Origin of the sequence: Bradyrhizobium sp. ISRA430 (assembly GCF_029909975.1) — a bacterium.
Taxonomy (GTDB): domain Bacteria; phylum Pseudomonadota; class Alphaproteobacteria; order Rhizobiales; family Xanthobacteraceae; genus Bradyrhizobium.
Map to the genome: position 1 here is coordinate 1,574,074 of NZ_CP094516.1, position 23,572 is coordinate 1,597,645.

A 23,572-nucleotide genomic window follows, 5' to 3' on the forward strand; every position below is an offset into this window, starting at 1 on the left:
TGAACCGCGATTCACTGGACTTTCCGCACTATGGGCGAAAGGCCCGGCCGATGCCAAGCTCGGCCGTGGCCCGAACGCCACAAGAGCGAAATATTAACCATATATTGACGGTGCCACGGGGCAGCCATTTTGTTGACGGATCAAAGGGATGGTAGTGAGAGATTAGCCGGCGGAAGAAGTGGCGGCGCGACCCTTGGGGATCCCTTTGCGGGGATGGGTCGGCGGCCAGGTTCCGGACCTGCAGTGGGGCCTTGGTGGGAATCGTGCGGTAGCGCATGGGGTCGATCGATAGGTATATTTTCCGCACGACGCTGGCGTCGTTTGCGCTCGTCCTGGTCAGCCTCACCGGCGTGATCTGGATTACGCAGGCGTTGCGCGGCATCGACCTGATGACGAGCCAGGGCCAAACCATCCTTACTTTCCTCGGCATCACCAGCCTCGTCATTCCGGCGCTGATCCTGATCATCTCGCCAATCGCGCTGATGATCGCGATCTCGCACACGCTGAACAAGCTCGCGACCGATTCCGAGATCATCGTGATGAATGCCGCCGGCTTCTCGCCGTTCCGGCTGTTCTATCCGTTCTTCTACGCCACCTGCGTGGTGGCGCTGCTGGTCGCCTTCATCGCGGCCTATCTCGCCCCCGACGGCATGCGACGGATCAAGCAGTGGGACGCTGAGATCACCGCCGACGTCCTCACCAACATCCTGCAGCCCGGCCGCTTCGCCCAGCTCGACAAGAATCTCACGATCCGGATCCGCGAACGCCAGCCGGGCGGCATCCTTGCCGGCATCTTCATCGACGATCGCCGCGATCCGAATGAGCGCGTCTCGATCGTCGCCGAGCACGGCGAGGTCGTGAAGAACGGCAACGGATCGTTCCTGGTGCTCAAGGACGGCAATCTGCAGCGCTTCGAGGCCGGCAAGCGCGATCCGGCGCTGGTGGCGTTCGGCCGCTACGGCTTCGACATGTCGAAGTTCTCCAACCAGGGCCATGACGTCACCCTCGGCATCCGCGAGCGCTATCTCTGGGAGCTGTTCTCGCCGGAGGAGGACGACCCGGTCTACAAGGCGGTGCCCGGCCAGTTCCGTGCCGAGCTGCATGACCGCATCATGGCGCCGCTCTACCCGTTTGCATTTGCGGCGCTCACCTTCGCCTTCCTCGGTGCGCCGCGCACCACGCGCCAGAGCCGCAACTTCTCGATCGGCGGCTCGGTGCTCGCCGTGTTCGGCCTGCGCATGGCGGGATTCGCCTGCTCGGTGATGGCGGTGAAGTCGCCGTTTGCCCCGTTGATCCAGTACGCGATGCTGGCGGCTGCGATCGGCGGCGGGCTGTGGATGATCGTCGGCGGCATCGTGGTCGAACCGCCGCCCGCCCTGCTCGAAGCCATCAACAGATCGAACGCGCGGATCGCGCGTCTGTTCGGACGTCCGGCCGCTGCATGAGCATGCTCACCAACACGCTCGGGCGCTATTTCGCCGGCCGCTTCGTCATCTCGGCGCTCGGCGTGTTCGCGAGCATCTTCCTGCTGCTCGTCCTCGTCGACTACATCGAGATGGTGCGCAAAACCTCGGGGCTGGCGTCGGCCTCCGCGATCATGGTCGCCGAGACCTCGCTGTTCCGCGTGCCGCAGCTTCTGGAGAAGCTGACGCCGTTCTGCATGCTGATCGGCGCCATGACCTGCTATCTCGCCCTCTCCCGCCGGCTCGAGCTCGTGGTCGCCCGCGCCGCCGGCATCTCGGCGTGGCAGTTCATCTCGCCGGCGCTCGGCAGCGCGCTCCTGATCGGGGTGATTGCCACTGTTGCCTACAATCCGATGTCGGCGAACTTACGCGAACTCTCCAAGCGCATGGAGGCGGAGCTGTTCGGCTCGGCGCCGGGCGGCGGCATCCAGGACGCCTCGGGCTTCTGGCTCAACCAGGTCACCAATGACGGCCAGGTCATTATCAACGCGGCGCGCAGCGAGCAGCAGGGCGTGCGGCTGACCGGGCTGACGCTGTTCCGGTTCGATACAGACTGGCATTTCAAGGAGCGGATCGAGGCGCGCGAGGCAACGCTCGAGGACGGTCACTGGCTGTTCAAGACGGTGCGCCGGTTCTCGCTGGACGCCCCACCCGTCGACCAGGCGCGGCTGGAAATTCCGACGACGCTGACCGAGGCCCAGGTCCGCAACAGCTTTTCCACACCCGAGACTGTGTCCTTTTGGCAACTACCGAACTACATCCGCTCATCCGAGAGCTCAGGCTTCGCGACAGCCGGATATCGACTCCAGTATCACAAGCTTCTGGCACAGCCGTTTTTGCTCGCCGCAATGGTGATGCTTGCGGCCTCCGTGTCGTTGCGCTTCTTCCGGATGGGTGGCGTACAGAAGATGGTTTTGAGTGGCGTGGGCGCGGGCTTTCTGCTCTACGTCCTGTCGAAAGTAACTGAGGACTTGAGCAAGGCTGAGTTGATGCATCCGATCGCTGCGGCGTGGTTGCCCGTTGTGGTGGGCGGCCTCACCGGCTTCTTGGCCTTGCTTTATCAGGAGGACGGATAGTGACTGCCGTCCGCCGAGGACTCGTGTCTTGTTTGACGCGGCGCACCGTGGTGCGCGCGAACGGGATCGGCTTGCCCGTGCGCAAGGTCCTTCTTACCCTCATCGCTGCCGCGTCGTTTGCGGGCCTGATCGATGTCGCCACGGTAACGCCGGCGCACGCGCAGAGCTTCACCTACAATCCGCTGCCGCCGCGTCCCAAGCCGCCCAAAGTCGCCAACGACAACCAGATGCTCGTGCAGGCGACCGAGGTCGACTACGACTACAATAACTCGCGCGTCTCCGCGGTCGGCAACGTGCAGCTCTTCTACAACGGCACCAGCGTCGAGGCCGACAAGGTCATCTACGACCAGAAGACCAAGCGGCTCCATGCCGAAGGCAACATCCGCATGACGGATGCCGACGGCAAGATCACCTATGCCGAGATCATGGACCTGTCCGACGACTACCGCGACGGGTTCGTCGATTCGCTGCGGGTGGACACCGCCGACCAGACTCGCATGGCCGCGACCCGCGCCGACCGCTCCAGCGGCAACTACACGGTATTCGAGAACGGCGTCTACACGGCCTGCGCGCCGTGTAAGGACGATCCGAAGAAGCCGCCGCTGTGGCAGGTCAAGGGTGCACGCATCATCCACGACCAGCAGGAGAAGATGCTGTATTTCGAGACGGCGCAGCTCGAATTCTTCGGCGTGCCGCTGGCCTACATGCCGTACTTCTCGACGCCCGACCCGACCGTGAAGCGCAAGACCGGCTTCCTGATGCCGGGCTTCACCTCCTACACCGCGTTCGGCTACGGCGTCGAAGTCCCGTTCTACTGGGCGATCGCGCCGGATATGGACGCAACCTTCAGCCCGCGCATCACGTCCAAGCAGGGCGTGCTGTTCCAGGCCGAATTCCGTCAGCGCCTGATGGACGGCGCCTATCAGATCCGCGTCTACGGCATCGACCAGCTCGATCCCGGCCAGTTCGCCGGCCAGCCCGGCGACCGTCAGTTCCGCGGCGGCGTCGAGACCAAGGGCCAGTTCGCGCTCAACGACAAATGGACCTGGGGCTGGGACGGCGTCCTGCTCTCCGATTACTACTTCATGTCGGACTACCGCCTGGCGCAGTACCGCGATCCGCTCGGATCGTTCCTGAACCTGCCGACGGACGCGCTCTCGCAGCTCTATCTGACTGGCGTCGGCAACCGCAGCTACTTCGACGCGCGCACGATGTACTGGCTGAGCTTCTCGGGCAACCAGAGCAATGTGCCGGTGGTCTATCCTGTGATCGACTACTCGAACGTGCTCAACTATCCAGTCTTCGGCGGCGAGTTCAGCTACAAGACCAACTTCCTGAACCTGTCGCGTGAGACCGCGGTATTCGATCCGATCACGACGCTCGCCAACACCGCCGGCCTGTGCACGACGGCGTCGGCCGATCCGCTGGCGCGCATCCCCTCGCAGTGCCTGTTGCGCGGCTTCCCCGGCACCTACACCCGGCTGACCGCGGAAGCGCAATGGCGGAAGTCGTTCACCGATCCGTTCGGCCAGATCTGGACGCCGTTCGCCAGCCTTCGCGCGGATGCGATCAACTCCTCGGTCTCCAACCAGCCGGGCGTATCGAACTACCTGCCCGTCGGCGACACCCAGGCGGTGCGCCTGATGCCGACCGTCGGTCTCGAGTACCGTTATCCCTTCATCAACGTTCAGCCGTGGGGTTCGACCACCGTCGAGCCGATCGCGCAGATCATCATCCGCCCGAACGAGCCCTATGCCGGCAAGTTTCCCAACGAGGACGCGCAGAGCATGGTGTTCGACACCTCGAACCTGTTCAGCGTCGACAAGTTCTCCGGCTACGATCGCGTCGAGGGCGGCGGCCGCGCCAATGTCGGCGTGCAGGCCACGACGCAGTTCGACCAGGGCGGCGCCGTCAAGGCGCTGTTCGGGCAGTCCTACCAGCTCTTCGGCCTGAACTCCTACGCGGTCCAGGATGCCATCAATACCGGCCTCGATTCCGGTCTCGACAAGCCGCGGTCCGATTACGTGGCAAGCCTCGCTTATTCGCCGAACCGGACCTATACGTTCAGCGTCCGCAGCCGGATGGACGAGCAGACCTGGAACGTCCAGCGCTTCGAGGCCGAAGGCCGCGCCAATTTCGACCGCTGGTCGGTCAGCATGATCTACGGCAACTATGCGCCGCAGCCCGAGCTCGGCTATCTGACGCGCCGCGAGGGCATCTTGACGTCCGGCTCGCTGAAGGTCGCATCCAACTGGGTGGTGACGGGCTCGGCGCGCTGGGATCTCGAGGCCAACAAGATCAACCAATATGTGGTCGGTGCCGGCTATGTCGACGATTGCTTCGTGCTGGCGGCGAACTATGTAACTTCGTATAGCTACTCTGCTGGCACCACGCCGCCCGTGCTGAGCCACGCGTTCATGTTCCAGATCGGCTTGCGTACACTGGCGACTACGTCGACGACCAGCACCTCCGGTCTCTCCGGCTATCAGTGAACCGTCTGAAGTGCCGGCCGCGTTTTCAAAAGGATCGCAGGTTCAGCGCGGCTGACATGCGAGCGACAATCATGACGATGATCCCATTGTCCCTTCTTCGCCTCGTCCTTCCCGTCTTTGCTACGGGGCTGATCCTCATCGGCACGCCGGCGCCGTCGCAGGCGCAGAACATCGTTGTCATGGTCAATGGCGACCCCATCACTGATTTCGACATCGAGCAGCGCACCAAGCTCGACCAGTTGACGACGCAGAAGACCCCGAGCCGTCAGGAGGTCATCAACGAGCTGATCGACGACAAGGTGAAGATCAAGGAAGGCAAGAAATACGGCGTCGATCCCGGCGCCTCCGATATCGAGCAGTCCTACGCCGGCATGGCCCAGCGCATGCGCGTCGCGCCGGAGCAGCTCACCAAGTCGCTCGAGGTCAAGGGCGTCCGGCCGGAGACCCTGAAGAGCCGCATGAGGGCCGAGATGGTTTGGACGAGCCTGGTGCGCGGCCGCTACAAGGAGCGCCTGCAGGTTGGCGAGAAGGACGTCGCCGACAAGGTGCGGTCCGAGGGGGGCGAGAAGCTTCAGATCGAGGGCACCGAATACAAGATGCAGCCGATCGTCCTGATCGTGCCACGCGGATCGTCCCAGGCCTTCCTGGAACAGCGGCACAAGGAGGCCGAGACCTATCGCGGACGCGTCGGAAGCTGCGAGGAAGCCAATTCGCTGTTCCGCTCGACGCCGAACGCCGCGATCCGCGAGACCGTCACGAAGACGACCGCGGAGCTACCCGAGGCGCTGCGCAAAGTGCTCGACGACACGCCGATCGGCCACCTGACCCCGCCGGAGATGACCAAACAGGGCATCGAGATGGTCGTCCTCTGCTCCCGCAAGCCGACCATGATCGACACGCCGAAGAAGCGCGAGATTCGCGAGAAGATGTACGCCGAGAAATACGAGAAGACCTCGAAGGCGTATCTCGAGGAGATCCGCAAGGCGGCGATGATCGAATATCGCAAGCGCTGATGGCCAAGCTTTTCGCAAAGCCTCTGGCCCTGACCCTCGGAGAACCCGCCGGCATCGGCCCCGACATCGCGATCGCAGCTTGGCTGAAGCGCCGTGAACTGAACCTTCCCGCCTTCTACCTGCTCGGCGACGAGGCACTGGTCGCGCGGCGCGCCAAGGCGCTCGGCGCCGACATCGAAATCGCCGCGATGCGCGCGGACGAAGCCGAAGCAGCCTTCGCCGACGCGCTGCCCGTCGTCGCAACCGGCGCGATCGCGACGGCCAGCCCCGGCAAGCCGGACGATTCCAGCGCGCCTGCCGTGCTCGCCTCGATCCGCCAGGCCGTTGCCGACGTCCGCGATGGCCGCGCCGCCGCCGTGGTCACCAATCCGATCGCCAAGAGCGTGCTCTATCGCGCCGGCTTCCGTCATCCCGGACACACCGAATTCCTCGCCGAGCTCGCAGCAACGGGCGGCCGCGTACCTCAGCCGGTGATGATGCTGTGGTCGCCGCGGCTGGCCGTGGTGCCGGTGACCATCCATGTCTCGCTGCGCGACGCGCTCGCCGAGCTCACGAGCGAGCTGATCGTCTCCACAGTGCGTATCGTCGCGGCCGAGCTGACATCCCGCTTCGGCATCGCGCGCCCGCGCATCGCCATCTCCGGCCTTAATCCGCATGCCGGCGAGGACGGCTCGCTCGGCCACGAGGAGCAGACCGTCATCACACCCGCCGTCAAGGTGCTGCGCAACGAGGGCATCGAGGTGAAGGGGCCGGTGCCTGCCGACACCATGTTCCACGACGCCGCGCGCAGCACCTATGACTGCGCCGTCTGCATGTATCACGACCAGGCGCTGATCCCGATCAAGACGATCGCCTTCGACGACGCGGTCAACGTCACGCTCGGCCTGCCCTTCATCCGCACCTCGCCGGATCACGGCACCGCGTTCGACATCGCAGGCACCGGCAAGGCCAATCCGGCGAGCTTGATCGCTGCTGTTCGGCTGGCGAGCCGCATGGCGGCTGCGACAGCCTGATGAGCGCGATCGACGACCTCCCGCCGCTTCGCGAGGTCATTCGCCAGCATGCCCTGTCGGCTCGCAAATCGCTCGGCCAGAACTTCCTCCTCGACCTCAATCTGACCGCGCGCATCGCGCGTGCGGCCGCGCCGCTGGAAGAGGCGACCATCGTCGAGATCGGCCCAGGCCCGGGCGGGCTGACGCGCGCCCTGCTCGCGCTCGGCGCCGCCCGCGTCATCTCAATCGAGCATGACGAGCGCGCGCTCCCGGCGCTTGCAGATATCTCCGCACGCTATCCCGGCCGGCTCGAGATCGTGCATGGCGATGCCATGACCTTCGACCCGCGGCCGCTGCTCGATGGCGCCAAGGCCAAGATCGTCGCCAACCTGCCGTACAACATTGCGACCCAGCTCCTGATCAACTGGCTCACGATCGAGCCCTGGCCGCCCTGGTACGAGATGATGGTGTTGATGTTCCAGCGCGAGGTTGGCGAACGCATCGTCGCGCGCGAGAACGAGGAGGCCTATGGCCGCCTCGGCGTGCTCGCCAACTGGCGCGCGGAGACGAAGATCCTGTTCGACATCTCGCCCGCGGCCTTCGTGCCGCCGCCGAAGGTCACCTCCTCTGTCGTACGCCTCGTACCGCGCGAAAATCCCTTGCCTTGCGATCGCCGGCTGCTCGAGCAAGTCGCGGCCGCGGCGTTCGGGCAGCGCCGCAAGATGCTGCGTCAAAGCCTGAAATCGCTCGGGGCCGATCCGGCGCGGCTCGCGAGCGCCGCCGGCATCGATGCGACGCGGCGCGCGGAGACCGTTCCGATCTCGGGCTTTGTTGCCATGGCCCGTGAATTGGCCGATATACGCAGCGACGCCTGACAACAACAATTTCGGAGGAAGGAATATGGCGCTGATGCGTCGGCAGTCCCTGGTCAAGTTCGATGCGCCGCTGTGCGAGACCATCATCGACACGCCCAAGCCGCAAGGCCGCGAGGTGCTGGTGCGCATCGAACGTTGCGGCCTCTGTCATTCCGACCTGCACATCCAGGACGGCTACGCCGATCTCGGCGGCGGCAAGAAGCTCGACACCACGCGCGGCATGACGCTGCCCTTCACGCTCGGCCACGAGATCGCCGGCGTCGTCGAGGAAGTCGGTCCCGACGTGCCAGCCGGCCTCGTCGGCGCGAAGAAGGCGGTGTTTCCGTGGATCGGCTGCGGCCAGTGCCGCGACTGCCAGAACGGCGACGAGAACCTCTGCGCCAAGCAGCGCTTCCTCGGCGTCTCCATCGACGGCGGCTTTGCCAGCCACGTGCTGGTGCCCGACGCAAAATACCTGCTCGATTACGATCCCCTGCCGGTCAACCAGGCCGCGACGCTGATGTGCTCGGGCGTGACCGCCTACGGCGCGCTCAAGCGCCTGGTCGACCGCCCGCGCCAGCGCAACCTCTTGCTGATCGGTCTCGGCGGCGTCGGCATGATGGGCCTATCGTTCGCGCAGGCCATGTTCAAGCAGCCGATCACGGTCGCCGATCTCAGCCCGGCTGCGCGCGAGACCGCGCTGAAGAACGGCGCGGCGGTCGCCTACGATCCGGCCGAACCCGACGTCATCAAGCGCATCCTGAAGGAGACCGACGGCGGCTTCGACGAGATCGTCGATTTTGCCGGCAACGAGAAGTCGATGGCGTTCGCGGTTGCTGTCGCCGCGCGCGGCGGCAAGATCGTGGTGTCCGGCCTGATGGGCGGCCAGTTTACGCTGCCGATGGTGCAATGGGTCTACAAGCGCATGACCATCGAAGGCTTCATGGTCGGCACGCTCACTGAGGCCCACGAGCTGATGGCGCTCGCGCGTGCCGGCAAGATCAAGCCGACACCGATGCGCGAAGAGCCGATGGCCGACGTCCAGAAGTGGATCGACAGCTTGCGCGCCGGCAAGGTGGTCGGCCGCATCGTGCTGAAGAACTGAATTTTCGCGCGGCGGCGGGAACACGTCGCCGCGCACGCCTTTCATTGATCCGACCAGCGCGTCGCTGACGTCAACGCGAGAAACCGCAAACTCGTTCGGAGCAAAACCGCGCACGCGGAACGGCGGCCGCTCGAACCGCGTTGGCAACGCATGTCCATTCGCTGCGTCGTCGAAAGCGCATTCTTCATTGCCTGGAGCTTTCTGGAGAAAAGCGGAGAGCTCGGCGAGCCCGAGGCGTCTGCCAATGTCATTCTCGACTCCATCGAGGCGCAGCTCAGGACCGGTGAGCGCCGGCAGTTGATGCTCGCCAACAAGGCGATCACCGCCTACCGCGAGCATAACGCGCGAACTCGCGTCTCAGGCGACCGCGAGTTGCGTTCCCGATGATGCTCTGTGCGTGCGCAAGGTGAGCGGTCCTGTTCGAGCGGCGCGGCCTCAGGGCTTCTCCACCTCGATTATTGCCGAGACACGCAGCACCGGGCCCGCAGCGTCTCTCACCTCGATTGCAAGTTCTCCCAGCACGTTGCGAGACGCGCCGTCCAGAATAGCCTGCCCCAGCGATTCCCACGCCAGCCGCCGGGCGGCGAGCCCATCGGAGAGATCGTACCCGCCGTTGTCGACGATGGTCCCGCTGCAGTCATGGTAGTCGAAATAAAATCGTGGCATGAGTTGGAATTCGGCGGTCGCCACTACAGTTCCTATTTGTCCCGACCCCCGGGGTACCCGCATATTGCGCTTGGCGTGCATTCAGCCCCGATAGCGCAGGGTCTCGACGAGCAGGGTGAATGCGGGCGTCGGTTGCCGCTGGCTGGGATAATAGAGGTGATAGCCCGGAAACGGCTCGCACCAGTTCGCCAGCACCCGCACCAGCTCGCCTGATGCAATATAGGGGCGTCATAGGGGCGTCGAGCTTGTGGATTTCGCCCTGCGCCAAAGCAGCGAATACGCGAGCCCCGCCAGCTCGTGACGCAGAGGCGCCGGCAAGCGGATGATCGCCACTGCCTCGCGGCCATTCCGGAGTATGTGCGCAGCCCGCAGGCCCCGGAACTCTATCGCACCGCGTGCGCCATGGCGCCGCACCTACCGCTGAGCTGACACAATAAGCATCATTGGGCGCTCGACTTCGTCCGCCAGATCCGGCTGGACAGCGAGCTGTTCAGCGGTGGGCGCCCACTCCTGAACGTGGCGCACCACGAACCCTGCGCCTATCAACGTGTTCAATGTCGTTCCGATCGTGCGATGCTGTTTCAGCACACCCTTTGCGAACCAATCCGTGCTCCGAGATCCTTCGACGGAATAGCGGTTGATGGGCCAGGTCCTGCAGCCGTCTTCATCGACCGACCAGCCAGGCCGCATCGGGGCCATATAGATCGGATGCTCTATGCTGAAAATGAAGCGTCCGCCGGGGCGCAGCGACCGGTGCACGTGACCGATCAATCTTGCGAAATCCTCGATGTAGTGAAGAGCGAGCGAGCTATACGCCAAGTCAAACTCTGCTTCGGGCAATTCCACCCGTTCCAGATCGGCGATGACATAGCGAATATTCTCATCATCAGTCGATGCCGTGGCACGTGCGATCATGCGTTCGGAGACATCGAGCCCCAGCACGGACTCTGCTCCATGTTGCCTTGCCCAACGGGCAAACCAACCAAAACCACAGCCAAGGTCAATGACACGCTTGCCGTGAAGATCAGGCAGCAGCGCGCGGATGGACGGCCACTCCGGCGCACCATCAAGCCCGCAGACCGAACGCGCAAGCTGGCTATACCCGGCAAAGAACTCAGAATTGTCGTAGATGTTCTGCGCCATTTCCTCGTACTGACTCCTTGGCCCCGGCCACCCACGTAAGGAAGAGCTCGGCTTATGGCAATGCGACGCTTGGGCTGACGCACTGCTCGTCCCATTGCCGCACGTCAGCCGCCCGTCGGCCGTGTTGGCTTTCGGACGACTGCGACCGACCGCGTTGCGCCAGAGCCCCCTCGCTGCCGCACCGCTCCTGGTTAGCCCGAACTCACACAGGCGCCGTGACTTCGCCCTCTAGATTGAGAACTATCTTCCCTTTCGGAAGCGGTCTTTGACCTTCCAGCATCATGTGCACATCTCGCGCACTGGTGAGAGGGAGGACTGCACCCACACGCGCCTTCAGTTCGCCGCGATCAATGAGTTCGGCGATCGTGCACAGCCGCGCAGTGGTGACTTCCACCAAGAAGAATGCCGCTGTGACACCATGGTCCTTTGCGCGATGTTGATCAGGCTGGGACACGGCAGAGATCAGCTTGCCACCCCGGCGAAGAACCCCAAAGGAACGCAATTGCGTTTCGCCCCCGACCAGATCGAACACCGCGTCGGCATCCTTCACCTCATCCTCGAACCGTTGGGTATGATAGTCCAGCACCTTGTCGGCACCGAGTGAGCGAACGTAATCGACATCCTTCGCTCCCACCGTGGCGACCGAACGCAGGCGAGCGCGACGAGCGAGCTGAACTGCGTAGGCGCCCACGCTCCCCGCAGCTCCGTGAATGACGACCGTCTGACCGGCTTCGAGGCGAGCATGGTCGAATAGACCCTGCCACGCCGTAACGGCGACGACGGGAACGGAAGCCGCTTCGGCATAGCTCAGCGACCTCGGCTTCTTCGCGAGCATCCCGGCGGAGGCCACGGCATATTCCGCGTAGGCGCCCAGGAACTGAGTGTTAGTCACACCGAAAACTTGATCTCCGACAGCCAATCCGGAAACGTCGGACCCCAAGGCCACGACCGTTCCGGACAAATCGGAGCCGAGCGTAAGAGGAAGAGGCTGCGGCAAGGCGCTCTTGCCGGCCCTGATCCAGCCATCCCAGGGACCGACTCCTGCTGCGTGAACACGGATCAGGACCTGCCCCAAAGCAGCCTCTGGGCGGGCGATCCTCTCCAGCTTCATCACCTCCGGCGGTCCAAACTCATGGACGCGCCATGCCAACATACACAGGTCAGAACCGTCGTTCGTATTGCCAGCGAAGACATTTGCCATTTTGGAGTTCCTGTATCGCTCTGTGCTCCACGCCTGAGTCAATCCAAAACGCCAGGCGTCTGTGAGAGATGAAGACCCGTCTATGTGCGGATATCAAATGCCCAAAGGCGACGTTGACATCAGCTCCTCATAGCCAGCTCTCCATCGGACATTTTGACACGCTGTCGCTGTTTGTCGGAAGTGATGCTCCTGCAGCTTGGGAATGAGCATCCCGCACATTGGCTTTGAGTTCTGTCCGGAGTCCCGTTCGATGGAAACCGCCCTGGAGCACCTTGGCCAAATGCCTCGTAAGATAGGCTGCGCAGGAGCGACAGGACTGATCGAGATGCTGCACCAGTCTCAATATCTCACTGCAACATCTTCATACCGCGAGGTACTTACAGTTCTGATTTTGCGACCCATCTGGTGGGCAACTGTTCCCACAGCCCCACTAAGAATTTGCGATGCTGTATTCAGCGCAAATAGGAGTTAGAAATGACCGACTTGATTTCCGGCGTCAAAATTCCAGACAGCAAGATCGCCCGGGAGGCCGCCGAATTGGTGCGGCAACACGAAACTGAGATGTTGTTCAATCACTCGGTCCGCGTGTTCATATTCGGCGCGATGAAGGGACTCCGCCAGAACCTGAAATTTGACTCTGAGCTGTTGTATATTGCTGCACTCTTTCACGACCTCGGCCTTGTCGACCCTTATCATACCGAGGCCAAGCGTTTCGAAGTCGACGGCGCCGATGCGGCGCGAGAATTTCTCAGAAGCCATGGCATCCCTGAACCGAAAGCGGATCTGGTGTGGGAAGCGATCGCGCTACATACCACGCCGGGCATCCCCCAATACATGCGGCCGGAAATCGCGCTCACGAACGCGGGTGTTCTGGTGGACGTGGTCGGGATTGGCTACGACGACTATACGCCCGAGCAACGCGAGCGGGTCATTGCTGCGTTTCCGCGCGGTGATTTCAAGAATGAGTTCATTCGGGTTCAGACGTGTTCGGCGCTGAGGAAGCCTCAGACCACATACGGCACAGTTAACGTCGATTATATCGAAGATCACGACCCCGCATTTCGCAAGCCAAACGCTTGCACTCGAATCCGCAATACTCCATGGCATAGCTGAGCCGTCGTTCCGCAAACGGTGACGACTTGCGAAAACATCAGAGTGTTGGGGCGGCTACTTCGAGCGCCGCGCGGTCGGACCAAAGGGATCGCTAACGGTTCTGTCTCGGATCACCTATCTGCCCGAACCGGTGGTCTGCCCACTTCCCGGTTGACCCGGAGGATGCGCGGAAGCGCCCGGCTTGTCTTGGTCGGCCACGTAGCCAGACTGTCCGGAGTTGCGCGTCTTGATGCCTTTGTCTGCATCCCGTTGCATCTGCTCGTTCGGCTCGCTGGTCTTGAGCCCTTTGTCTACATCACGCTGCATCTCCATCTTGTTTTGCTCACTGGGCGCGGCCTGTTGCTGCTGTGCCGTTGCCGGGAAGGCAATCGCGCTTGTGGCGAAGACAATCATCACGAGGGTTGCGGTTCGCATACACTTCTCCTCTTGTGCGCTCCGGCCGGTAACGCGCGAACTTCCAAACATTTCCCAGTTCCTATTGCCGCCTTCAAAAGATGCTTCCCTTCCCTCGTCTCCTAGGGCGATCGCGTATGGACCTTTAGAGGCTGCGAACTACGCGGCCTGATAGTTCGAGACGCGCCGTAGGGCGGCGCTCCTCACCATGAGGGTCTTGGATTTCGCCGCAAAAAAGAGGACCTCAATCCTGAGGAGCCCGCCAAAAGCGGGCGTCTCGAAGGATGGGCCGCAAGGAGGCTGCCTGCCAAACTCTCTTTCATATGCAATCGCCCTCCCCTCATCTCCCAAGGCCAAGCCTCAATGCCGTCGAATGCCCTTCGCAGACGTGCAGCTCCGGCAGAATGTCCGCTCTTGCGCTCGAGGCGGTCGTGAACCGCGAAAGTCCATTTGGCAGCATGCCGCGTCGCCCCGAGCGGTGCTCCAACTCTTCTGGGCCATGCCCTACCCGCCTCGGCCCATGTGTAGTTATGGCCTCTCGGGGCGCTCGGGACCCTTCCGGTTGCTCGGGGACCTCGATCAAGCAGTAATCGCGGCCGAAAGGTGTTCGATTTCGGGGCGGGATGAACACGGCGCGAGCCCGATTTAAGCCTCATCCTCTCCGGATTTGCGGCTCATTGCGACCCAACTCTTTGACGAGAAAGGGTTGCTAACAAGTTGCTTGCGTAACCGGGAGACCAGGATGGGCAACCGATCCGCGAAATTCGTATCCACGCTCGTCGCGAGCATCATCGCGGGCGTGCCATTGGCAGCCGTATCGCAGACGCAGAACGCGCCAAGCACGTCGCAGAGCGCGGCGGCGGCGCAGAGCACGCCGAGCGCGGCGACCACGGCCGACGATTGCCTCGCCTCGCCCAAAGCCACCGCACCACAGGGACAGCACTGGTTCTATCGCATCGATCGCAGCAAGCGGAAGTGCTGGTATCTGCGTGCCGAAGGCGACAAGGCGGCCCGGACGTCGACCACACAGAACGCGCAGACCGCGACTAGCACGACAAGCACGGAGCCGGCAGCGCCGCACTCGGTCCAGGACGCGCGCGCCGAATATGTGACGGCACAGGCTGGAACCGCATCAAATGTGACCGCACCGGCGCCGCAGCAGTCGCCCCCAGCCTCCGCTGACAGCAATGCGCCGCAGCAAGCAGCGGTCACCACCCGCTGGCCCGACACCTCAACGACATCAGTGGCGCCCGAGCCGCAGTCGGAGGCCCCGACGGTCACAGCCGAAGCGCAGCCGAGCGCGACGCCGGCTCAATCTCCCGCCCCACAATCGCCTGCGCCGGTGACGCCGGCCGCGGCCGATGCCCCGGCCAAGCCAACCGGCTCGCTGCCGACGCTGCTGCTCGTGATCGGCTGCGCACTCGCGCTCGCGGGCGTCATCGGCAGCGTGATCTATCGATTCGCCGGCTCCCGTATCCGCGTCCAGGCCGCCGACGGCCCTCGCCGCGTGAATTGGGACAACTGGGAGCAACAGGACCAGGACCACAGCCGTGCGCCCTGGCGCGATGCAGGACCTGCACCAAGCGTGCAGCGCCCCCGCCCGGTCGATTTCGACCTCGTGCGTCCCATGGCCTCAAGCCCCGTGGCCCCGAGACCCTTGCCCCCCAGACCCTCGGCCCCAAGACCGCTGTTCGCAAGACCAAGACCCATTTCGATCGTCGACAATCGCGACGCGTCCCAGGCGCATGAGAAGGCCGTGGAGGACGAGCACGACCGCAGCGAAGTCGAGGCATTTGAGGCCAAGACGCACGCGCCGCAGCTCGCGGCAATCGATGCCCATATCGAAGAGGCTCCTCCCGAGGAGGCGAAGGCCGAAGAGACGCAAATCGAACAGGTCGAAGTCGAAGAGGCTCATGTCGAAGAGCCTGACGACTTCAATGCCGACGCAGTCGATATCGACGTCATCACCCAGATGCTGGAACGGCTGGCGAAGGAAGGCCCGCGGTTGATGCAGCCTAGCCCTGAAGCTGACCTTGCAGACTTCGCACAAAACCGACGAGGCCAACGCGCCGCTCGCGCTTGAGGCGCTCGGCCTTCAGGATCGACTGCACCTCGGCGAAGGCCTCATCGACGTCGTGGTTGATGACGATGTAATCGTACTCAGCCCAGTGGCTCATCTCGTGGCTGGCGCGGCTCATCCGCTTGCGGATGACCTCGTCCGAATCCTGCGCGCGCGAGTGTAGGCGTTTCTCGAGATCGGCCGCCGAGGGCGGCAGGATGAAAACGCTGACCACGTCGGCGCGCGCCTTCTCGCGCAGTTGCTGCGTGCCCTGCCAGTCGATGTCGAACAGCACGTCCTGTCCCGCCGACAGCGCCGCCTCGACCGGGCCGCGCGGCGTGCCGTAGCGGTTGTCGAACACTGTCGCCCATTCCAGAAGCTCGTCGCCCTTCACCATCGCTTCGAACCTGGGCTTGTCGACGAACAGATAGTCGCGGCCGTCGACCTCGCCGGGCCGCATCGCCCGCGTCGTCGCGGAGACCGACATTCTCAATCCCGGCATCCGCTCGATCAACAACCGCGACAGCGTCGTCTTGCCCGCGCCTGACGGCGAGGACAGCACGAACATCAGCCCGCGCCGCTCGACACCATCAGTTCCGTGACCGCCCGTCGTCATCGATCACTCCAGATTCTGGACCTGCTCGCGGAACTGCTCGACCACGTTCTTCATGGCGAGTCCCGTGTTGGTCAGCTCGATATCGTTCGACTTCGAGCAGCAGGTGTTGACCTCGCGGTGGAACTCCTGGGCCAGGAAATCGAGCTTGCGCCCGATCGGGCCGCCCTTGCCGATGAGTTCGCGCGCCTGCGCGACGTGAGAGGCGATGCGGTCGAGCTCCTCGCGTATGTCGGCCTTGGTCGCGATCAGGATCGCTTCCTGCATCAGGCGGTCGGCATCGAATCGATCGGAGGTGTCGAGCAGCGCCGCAATCTGCTCGGCAAGCTTGGCCTTGATCGCGTCCGGCTTGCGGCCAGGCGCGGCCTCCGCCTGCTTCGCCAGCGCTTCGATCTCATCCACGCGCTGAGTCAGGATCTGCCCGAGTGAGGTGCCCTCGCGCTTGCGCATCTCGGCGAGATCGGCGAGCGCCTTGTCGAAGGCCTCGGCCGCCGCAATGCGCGCCGCCTTGTCCTCGTCCTCGTCGCCTTCGGGCTCGGCGACCTCGATCACGCCCTTGATGGCTAGGAGGCCGTCTATGCTCGGCGCTACCGCGTCGACCTTGCCGGCGATCTGGGCGGCGGCCTTCAGCACGGCGGCGAGCACGTCCTCATTGATGCGGACGGAGGCCTCGGCGTTGGTGCGCTTGACGTTGAGATTGGCGTAGACGGTGCCGCGCGAGAGCACCTCGCCCGCGCGCTTCTTGGCATGGGCCTCGAGTTCGTCGAACCCCTGCGGCAGCCGTACCCGCAGGTCAAACCCCTTGGCGTTCACCGACTTCAATTCCCATTCGAACGTATACGGCCCGCTTGCGCCGTGGCTTCGGGCAAAGCCGGTCATGGACGACAGCGCCATCGGGTAAGTTTCTCCGGACAGGTAAGATTCGTGAGGCCATCAAGGCACGCGAATCTTAAGACTATTTTGCAGGAAAGTGGAATCCGCAAAGTCTCGTAAGGCGGGCCAGCGATCCTAGCGCTGGACCACCGGCGGCGAAGCGGGCCACACCGAGCCCTGCCGCGCAGGCGCGGGATTTGCGGGCCGCGCCGGCGGCTTTTTCTGCTGGGTCGGCTTGGGCGGCGTGGTCGCGGTCGGGGTGTCGGCGGGCGCTCCGGCGGCAGGCGCCTGCGCATCGTCGGCCGGCTCGACCGTGTCGTTCTGGATCTGCTTCTCCATCGCGCGCAGCTTCGCAACGTTCTTCTGATGCGCGTCGTAGGTCTCGGTGAAGGCGTGCCCGCCGGAACCGTCGGCGACGAAATAGAGATCGCGGGTGCGCGCCGGATTGGCGGCGGCCTCGAGCGAGGCGCGGCCGGGATTGGAGATCGGGCCCGGCGGCAGGCCGTCGATCACGTAGGTGTTGTAGGGCGAGGGCTGCGTGATCTCGCTGCGCTTGATCGGGCGACCGAGCGTGCCCTTGCCGCCGACGAGGCCGTAGATGATCGTGGGATCGGACTGCAGCTTAATCTTCTGCTTGAGCCGGTTGACGAACACGGCGGCAACGCGGCTGCGCTCGTCCGGCTTGCCGGTCTCCTTCTCTACAATCGAGGCGAGCGTCACGAGCTGTTCCGGCGTCTTGACCGGAAGATCCTGGCTGCGGCGCTCCCAGATCTCGGCGAGCACGCGCTTGTGCGCCTGCTGCATGCGCTGGATCACTTGCTCGCGCGTGGTCCCGCGCGGGAACTTGTAGGTCTCAGGCAGCAGCGTGCCTTCGCGCGGCAGCTCGCGCACACCGCCGGTGAAGATGTCGTTGTCGGAGAGCCGCGCCACGATCTGCTCGGAGGTCAGGCCTTCCGGAATCGTGACGGCATGCTGCACCACCTTGCCCTCGACGATGGTGGCGATCACGTCGCGCAAGGAGGCGTTCTTCTGGAACGAATATTCACCCGGCTTCAGATCCGAGCTCGCCTTCAGCGCTGCTACGCTGGCGATGAACACCCAGGGATTGACGTCGGTGACGCCTTCCCTGTTCAGCGTGTCCGCAATGTCGCGCTTGCCGGCGCGTGAGGGAATGTTGACGATCTTGTCTTCCTGGAGTGGTCCCGGCGCCTCCAGCACCTGGCGGCCGTAGTAATAGACGGCGCCGGCGCCCAGCATGCTGATCAGCAGGAGGGTGATGATGGCATTGCCGACCACCACGAAGGGGTTGCGCGCCCGGTCCGATCGCTTCGGCGGCGGCGGGACCTGCTCGGGCTCCAGCGCGGCCCGCGGGCTCCGGGGCGAAATGGGCGGCCTTTCACTCATCGAAGCAACCTGGATCCTGCCGGTTCAATCACGGCCTGACAATCGCTTGTCCGGCCAAATGCACGCGCCCACAAGTATGACTATCGCCGATAAAAGGCAAAACGGTGGATTCGTCTCAAACGCAAGCTAATGAGCCAGTCGGCGGACGATCACCGACGCATTGGTACCGCCAAAACCAAAAGAATTCGACAACGCGACATTGATCTCGCGCTTCTTCGCCGTGCGCGGCACGAGATCGATCGCGGTCTGGACCGACGGATGGTCCAGGTTGATGGTCGGCGGCGCGACATTATCGCGAATCGCCAGGATCGCGAAGATCGCCTCGATCGCGCCGGCCGCACCGAGGAGATGGCCCGTCGACGATTTGGTCGAGGACATCGCGACCTTGGACGCGGCGTTGCCGAGCAGCCGCTCCACCGCGCCGAGCTCGATCTCGTCGCCAAGCGGCGTCGAGGTGCCGTGCGCGTTGATGTAGTCGAGATCGGACGGCGAAAGGCCTGCGCGCTTGAGCGCCGCCGACATGCTGCGGAAGCCGCCATCGCCATCGGGTGACGGCGACGTGATGTGATAGGCATCGCCCGACAGGCCGTAGCCGATCACTTCGGCATAGATCTTGGCGCCACGACGCCTGGCGTGCTCGAGCTCCTCAAGGACCACGACGCCGGCGCCCTCACCCATCACGAAACCGTCGCGATCCTTGTCATAGGGACGCGAGGCCTTCTCGGGCGTCTCGTTGAATCCGGTCGACAGCGCACGCGCGGCGTTGAAGCCGGCAATACCGATGCGGCTGATCGGCGATTCGGCACCGCCGGCGACCATGACGTCGGCATCGCCGAGCGCGATCAGGCGGGCGGCATCGCCGATCGCGTGTGCGCCGGTTGAGCAGGCCGTCACCACGGAATGGTTCGGTCCCTTCAGCCCATGCTCGATCGAGACATAGCCGGAGGCGAGATTGATCAGGCGGCCGGGAATGAAGAAAGGCGACACCCGGCGCGGCCCGCGCTCCTTCAGGAGGATAGCGGTGTCGGCGATGCCGTTGAGGCCGCCGATGCCCGATCCGATCATGGTCCCGGTCGCGCACTTGTCCTCTTCGGACTCCGGATGCCAGTTGGCGTCGTCGAGCGCCTGCTTGGCGGCCGCCATGCCGAAGATGATGAAGTCGTCGACCTTGCGCTGGTCCTTCGGCTCCATCCACTGGTCGGCATTGAAGCTGCCGCCAGAGCCGTCGCCGCGCGGCACGACGCAGGCGATCTTGGTCTGGAGATCCGAGACGTCGAAGCTCTCGATCCGGCGCGCACCACTCTCGCCGTTGAGGATGCGCTTCCAGGTCGGCTCGACGCCACAGCCGAGTGGCGTAACCATGCCGAGGCCCGTGACGACAACCCGCCTCATATCGCAAATCTCCGCTTTGAAAGATTCACGGCCGATAACAAGAAACCGGCTGACCGCCGAAAGCGGCCCGTCCGGTTTCAATGTTGTCCCGCGAAATGAAGAGCCTTAGCTCTTCGCGTTCTTCTCGAGAAACTTGGTGGCGTCGCCGACGGTGAGAATCGTCTCCGCGGCGTCGTCCGGAATCTCGCAACCGAATTCTTCTTCGAACGCCATCACCAGCTCGACGGTGTCCAGACTGTCGGCGCCGAGGTCGTCGATGAAGCTCGCGTTGTCGACAACCTTCTCGGGTTCAACACCAAGGTGTTCGACCACGATCTTCTTAACCCGCTCGCCAATGTCACTCATTGCTTAACCTCGTGTTGTTCCCTGTAGACCCGACCCCCCGGGACGATACGAGCCGTCGTGGTCGTTGACTGCCTTCGCTTACGAACTTTGATTTGGCCCCATCCTAGCCGATGCAGGGCCCGGCGAACGACGGCCAAGGCTCCGCATCGCCAATATACAGGGTTTCAAAAACCTGCAATGGCGTTCTTCGCCCATCCGTTGAAGGTCCGGTTATCATACTTCAACTGCCTTGACTACAAGCCTCAATTCGCTCCGGAAACGGCCGTTTGCCGCATCCCCGCACCGCACTCTTTGAGCAGTGCGGAACGAGGGCCTCAGATCATGGCCATGCCGCCGTTGACGTGGATGGTCTGGCCGGTGACATAGGCTGCTTCGTTCGAACTCAGGTACACGGCGGCCGCCGCGATGTCCTCGGGCGTGCCCAGGCGCGCGGCCGGAACCTTGGTCAGAATCGTCTCGCGCTGCTTGTCGTTCAGCGCATCCGTCATCGGTGTCTTGATGAAGCCGGGCGCGATGCAGTTCGCGGTGACCCCGCGCTTGGCGTACTCGGCCCCGAGCGTCTTGATCATGCCGATCAGGCCGGCCTTCGACGCGGTGTAATTGCCCTGCCCGGGATTGCCGGTGACGCCGACCACTGAGGTAATGGCGATGATGCGACCGAAGCGCTTACGCATCATCAGTTTGGTGGCGGCGCGCGCGAGTCGGAACGTCGCGGTCAGGTTGACGTTGATGACCTCGTCCCAGTCCTCGTCGCGGAGTTGGACGAAGAGATTGTCGCGGGTGATGCCGGCATTGGCGATGAGAATGTCGACCTGCCCCATCGCCTGCTCGGCAGCAGGCACCAGCGCCTCGACCTCGTCGGCCTTGGATAGATTGCAGGGCAGCACGTGGGTGCGCTCGCCGAGCTTGCCCGCAAGCTCATCCAGCACTTCCTTCCGCGTTCCAGAAATGGCGACCGTGGCACCTTGCGCGTGCAGGGCCTGCGCGATCGCGCCGCCGATGCCGCCGGTCGCGCCGGTGACGAGCGCCTTCCTGCCAGTCAGATCGAACATCGATAACTCCTCTAGGCCTGCTTCGCAGCGGCCAATGCATCCTTGGCAGCAGCAATGTCGTTCGGCCCGCCGACCGCAACCCCGACGGCGCCGTCCGCAATACGCTTGACGAGACCGGTGAGCACCTTGCCCGCACCGATCTCGAAGAAGCGGGTGACGCCCTGCCCTGCCATATAGGCAACCGACTCGCGCCAGCGCACGGTGCCGGTGACCTGTTCGACCAGGCGGCGGCGGATCTCGTCGGGATCTGTGATGGCGCTCGCCAGCACGTTCGACACCAGTGGCGCCGCCGGCGCCTTGATCGTCACCTTCGATAGCGCCTCGGCCATGGCATCGGCTGCCGGCTGCATCAACTTGCAGTGGAACGGTGCGGATACCGGCAGCAGCATCGCGCGCTTGGCGCCCTTGCCCTTGGCGATCTCGACGGCGCGATCGACCGCGGTCTTGTCGCCGGAGACCACTACTTGCCCACCGCCATTATCATTGGCCGCTTGGCAGACCTGGCCCTGCGCCGCCTCGTTGGCGACTTCCATCGCGGCCTCATAATCGAGCCCGAGCAGCGCAGCCATGGCACCTACGCCGACCGGGACGGCTTTTTGCATTGCGAGACCGCGAGTGCGAAGAAGACGCGCAGTATCGGAAATCGTCAGGCTGCCGGCCGCCGCCAAGGCCGAATATTCGCCGAGCGAGTGGCCGGCAACAAAGGTTGCGTCCCGCCCGACGGAAAAACCGGCCTCACTCTCCAGCACGCGCAGGGTGGCGACAGAGACCGCCATCAGCGCCGGCTGGGCGTTTTCGGTGAGTTGGAGGGTTTCGGCCGGGCCATCCCAAATGGTGGCCGTCAGCTTCTCGCCGAGGGCCGCATCGACCTCGTCGAACACGGCGCGCGCCGCCGGAAAGGCGTCGGCCAGGGCCTTGCCCATGCCGACCGCCTGGGACCCCTGCCCCGGAAATGTGAATGCTGCCGTCATCGGCGCTCCCTGCTTGTCGAGCGTGATACCTTCGAGAACCGGCAGCCGATTAAGCGCGACCTTTTGCCCTGGTTCCGGATCATGCTCCAAAGGGGGCCGTAGACACTGACCGAGGCCGGCATGTCAAGCTGCGATGGGCAACCGACCGGTGGTCCTTCCACTTATTCGGTGTCGTCCCCGCGGGCTCATGACCCCAGGATTGAGTTTGGGGCGAACTCGGAGTTGTCAGTCTTCGTCAAACTGCTCCCTTTGGTTATGGGTCCCGGGCCCGCGCTGCGCACGCCCGGGGACGACGAGGAAAGAATGTTGGGGAGTGTCGCCCCTCAAAACCCGCCGGCCGTCTGGTTGGCGTCGACCTCCGCGCCCGCCCGCGCGCGGCGCGCGCTGTTCACGAGCTGGCCGGGACGATCCTCATGGTCGGGCTTTGCCGTGGCAAGCCGCAGCACAGCGGCGTAATTCGGCTGCACCTCCATGCGGCCGGCATGCCGGCTCTCGCTCAGCAGGCGATGCACCTTCGGCAGGTTGTAGCAGGGCACATAGAACAAGAGATGGTGCTCGAGGTGATAGTTCACGTAGTACGGGGCGATGAACAGACGCTCGAGAAAATTCGCATGCGTGGTGCGGGTGTTGCGCAGGGGATCGCTGCTATCAGGAACGACAGCGTGCTCGGCGATGTTGCGGATGCGGGTGATGACCATCATCCAGGTCAAAAGCGGCACCAGCCATAGCAGCGGATAGGCCCACCATACGCCGGCCGCGGCAAGCGCCGCGAATATCGCGGCATTGACGACACATTGCGGCCCGAGCTTCTCCCAGAAATGCGCGGCGCGTTGGCGCCACGGCCAGTCCTTCGGGCCGAGCGCGTTGAGCAATTGTGCCTTGCGCTGCTGGTAGCCGGTCTGCCCGGTGATGTCGCGAATGAACTTGCGGCGATAGCTCAGCCTGGTGATCGGAAACGGCGCCGACAGCACGAGATCGGGATCATCCTCCTGCTGGGTGCGCGCGTGATGCTGAAGGTGATAGCGGCGATATCTGCGCGTCTCTGCAAAGAGCGGATAGGCGCAGAACCACTGGCTCAGTGCGAGGTTGGTCTTCTCGTCGGCGGACAGGCAGCCATGCGCGCCGTCATGCATGAGGATCGCAAGCCCGAGCTGGCGCGAGCCGATGATGGCGACCGCGAAAACATAAGTCAGTGGATTGGGCCACCAGGCGACGAGCGCGATCGCGCCGAGAATCAGCGCCCAGGCGTGCGCGATCAGCGCAACTCCTTTCCAGGTGACACGCTGGCGCACATCGACGAGCTGGTCCTCGGTGAGGAAATCGCGGGCACGCATGCGAAGCGCGGTCATGGC

The 23,572-nt window shown here is 63.9% G+C and carries 22 protein-coding genes and 1 pseudogene; 10 read left to right on the forward strand and 13 right to left on the reverse strand.

Features of this window, described 5'->3' with window-relative positions:
• Window positions 1-275 precede the first annotated feature (275 nt).
• From lptF to MTX21_RS08125, 8 genes are all read left to right on the forward strand, one after another.
• Complete coding sequence (lptF, locus tag MTX21_RS08090; RefSeq protein WP_280964283.1) at window positions 276-1,445, forward strand: LPS export ABC transporter permease LptF; 1,170 nt, start codon at window positions 276-278, stop codon at window positions 1,443-1,445.
• A complete protein-coding gene (gene lptG / locus MTX21_RS08095) occupies window positions 1,442-2,539 on the forward strand; it encodes an LPS export ABC transporter permease LptG (protein WP_280964284.1) in 1,098 nt (365 codons plus the stop codon). The genes lptF and lptG overlap by 4 nt, the downstream gene beginning before the upstream one ends.
• A complete protein-coding gene (locus MTX21_RS08100) occupies window positions 2,539-5,031 on the forward strand; it encodes an LPS-assembly protein LptD (protein WP_280964285.1) in 2,493 nt (830 codons plus the stop codon). Before lptG ends, MTX21_RS08100 begins: the two co-directional genes overlap by 1 nt.
• A 71-nt stretch (window positions 5,032-5,102) precedes the next feature.
• A complete protein-coding gene (locus tag MTX21_RS08105; protein ID WP_280964286.1) occupies window positions 5,103-6,044 on the forward strand; it encodes a SurA N-terminal domain-containing protein in 942 nt (313 codons plus the stop codon).
• Entirely contained in the window at window positions 6,044-7,057 is a 1,014-nt protein-coding gene (gene pdxA, locus MTX21_RS08110; protein ID WP_280964287.1) for a 4-hydroxythreonine-4-phosphate dehydrogenase PdxA, read from the forward strand. The genes MTX21_RS08105 and pdxA overlap by 1 nt, the downstream gene beginning before the upstream one ends.
• Window positions 7,057-7,911 (forward strand): 16S rRNA (adenine(1518)-N(6)/adenine(1519)-N(6))-dimethyltransferase RsmA, encoded by an 855-nt coding sequence (rsmA, locus tag MTX21_RS08115; RefSeq protein ID WP_280964288.1) that lies wholly within the window; start codon window positions 7,057-7,059, stop codon window positions 7,909-7,911. Before pdxA ends, rsmA begins: the two co-directional genes overlap by 1 nt.
• Before the next feature lie 25 nt (window positions 7,912-7,936).
• Entirely contained in the window at window positions 7,937-8,995 is a 1,059-nt protein-coding gene (locus MTX21_RS08120; protein ID WP_280964289.1) for an alcohol dehydrogenase, read from the forward strand.
• 150 nt (window positions 8,996-9,145) lie between these two features.
• Entirely contained in the window at window positions 9,146-9,382 is a 237-nt protein-coding gene (locus MTX21_RS08125; RefSeq protein WP_280964290.1) for a hypothetical protein, read from the forward strand.
• Window positions 9,383-9,430: 48 nt separating this feature from the next.
• Here the strand turns inward: MTX21_RS08125 and MTX21_RS08130 are convergent, their stop codons facing one another.
• The 4 genes and pseudogenes from MTX21_RS08130 to MTX21_RS08145 all read right to left on the reverse strand — a co-directional run bounded on the left by MTX21_RS08130 (window position 9,431) and on the right by MTX21_RS08145 (window position 11,957).
• A complete protein-coding gene (locus MTX21_RS08130; protein WP_280964291.1) occupies window positions 9,431-9,685 on the reverse strand; it encodes a hypothetical protein in 255 nt (84 codons plus the stop codon).
• Between the two features lie 57 nt (window positions 9,686-9,742).
• Window positions 9,743-9,883, reverse strand: a pseudogene (locus MTX21_RS08135) (LysR family transcriptional regulator); the annotation flags it as partial.
• Between the two features lie 192 nt (window positions 9,884-10,075).
• Window positions 10,076-10,804, reverse strand: coding sequence for a class I SAM-dependent methyltransferase (locus tag MTX21_RS08140; protein ID WP_280964292.1), 729 nt, complete (start codon window positions 10,802-10,804; stop codon window positions 10,076-10,078).
• Between the two features lie 202 nt (window positions 10,805-11,006).
• Entirely contained in the window at window positions 11,007-11,957 is a 951-nt protein-coding gene (locus tag MTX21_RS08145) for an NADP-dependent oxidoreductase (RefSeq protein ID WP_280971001.1), read from the reverse strand.
• A 522-nt stretch (window positions 11,958-12,479) separates the two neighbouring features.
• Between MTX21_RS08145 and MTX21_RS08150 the strand changes: the two genes are divergently transcribed.
• Entirely contained in the window at window positions 12,480-13,118 is a 639-nt protein-coding gene (locus MTX21_RS08150) for an HD domain-containing protein (protein WP_280964293.1), read from the forward strand.
• A 114-nt stretch (window positions 13,119-13,232) separates the two neighbouring features.
• Here MTX21_RS08150 and MTX21_RS08155 read toward each other — a convergent pair whose 3' ends face one another.
• Window positions 13,233-13,532, reverse strand: coding sequence for a hypothetical protein (locus MTX21_RS08155; protein ID WP_280964294.1), 300 nt, complete (start codon window positions 13,530-13,532; stop codon window positions 13,233-13,235).
• A gap of 721 nt (window positions 13,533-14,253) precedes the next feature.
• Here MTX21_RS08155 and MTX21_RS08160 point away from each other — a divergent pair.
• Window positions 14,254-15,594, forward strand: coding sequence for a hypothetical protein (locus MTX21_RS08160; RefSeq protein ID WP_280964295.1), 1,341 nt, complete (start codon window positions 14,254-14,256; stop codon window positions 15,592-15,594).
• Here the strand turns inward: MTX21_RS08160 and gmk are convergent.
• The 8 genes from gmk to MTX21_RS08200 all read right to left on the reverse strand — a co-directional run bounded on the left by gmk (window position 15,527) and on the right by MTX21_RS08200 (window position 23,569).
• Window positions 15,527-16,186: a guanylate kinase gene (gene gmk, locus MTX21_RS08165; RefSeq protein ID WP_280964296.1), complete on the reverse strand. Its 660-nt coding sequence runs from the start codon at window positions 16,184-16,186 to the stop codon at window positions 15,527-15,529. The genes MTX21_RS08160 and gmk overlap by 68 nt on opposite strands.
• Window positions 16,187-16,189: 3 nt before the next feature.
• Entirely contained in the window at window positions 16,190-17,077 is an 888-nt protein-coding gene (locus MTX21_RS08170) for a YicC/YloC family endoribonuclease (protein ID WP_280964297.1), read from the reverse strand.
• 114 nt (window positions 17,078-17,191) lie between these two features.
• The gene (gene mltG / locus MTX21_RS08175) at window positions 17,192-18,460 is read right to left on the reverse strand and encodes an endolytic transglycosylase MltG (protein ID WP_280964298.1); all 1,269 of its coding nucleotides are present in this window, start codon (window positions 18,458-18,460) and stop codon (window positions 17,192-17,194) included.
• Between the two features lie 126 nt (window positions 18,461-18,586).
• Entirely contained in the window at window positions 18,587-19,852 is a 1,266-nt protein-coding gene (gene fabF, locus MTX21_RS08180; protein ID WP_280964299.1) for a beta-ketoacyl-ACP synthase II, read from the reverse strand.
• A 105-nt stretch (window positions 19,853-19,957) separates the two neighbouring features.
• Window positions 19,958-20,197, reverse strand: coding sequence for an acyl carrier protein (locus MTX21_RS08185; protein ID WP_008551805.1), 240 nt, complete (start codon window positions 20,195-20,197; stop codon window positions 19,958-19,960).
• A 314-nt stretch (window positions 20,198-20,511) separates the two neighbouring features.
• Window positions 20,512-21,249, reverse strand: coding sequence for a 3-oxoacyl-[acyl-carrier-protein] reductase (gene fabG, locus MTX21_RS08190; RefSeq protein ID WP_280964300.1), 738 nt, complete (start codon window positions 21,247-21,249; stop codon window positions 20,512-20,514).
• Window positions 21,250-21,260: 11 nt separating this feature from the next.
• Entirely contained in the window at window positions 21,261-22,220 is a 960-nt protein-coding gene (fabD, locus tag MTX21_RS08195) for an ACP S-malonyltransferase (protein ID WP_280964301.1), read from the reverse strand.
• Window positions 22,221-22,543: 323 nt separating this feature from the next.
• A complete protein-coding gene (locus tag MTX21_RS08200) occupies window positions 22,544-23,569 on the reverse strand; it encodes a fatty acid desaturase family protein (RefSeq protein ID WP_280964302.1) in 1,026 nt (341 codons plus the stop codon).
• Window positions 23,570-23,572: the final 3 nt, after the last annotated feature.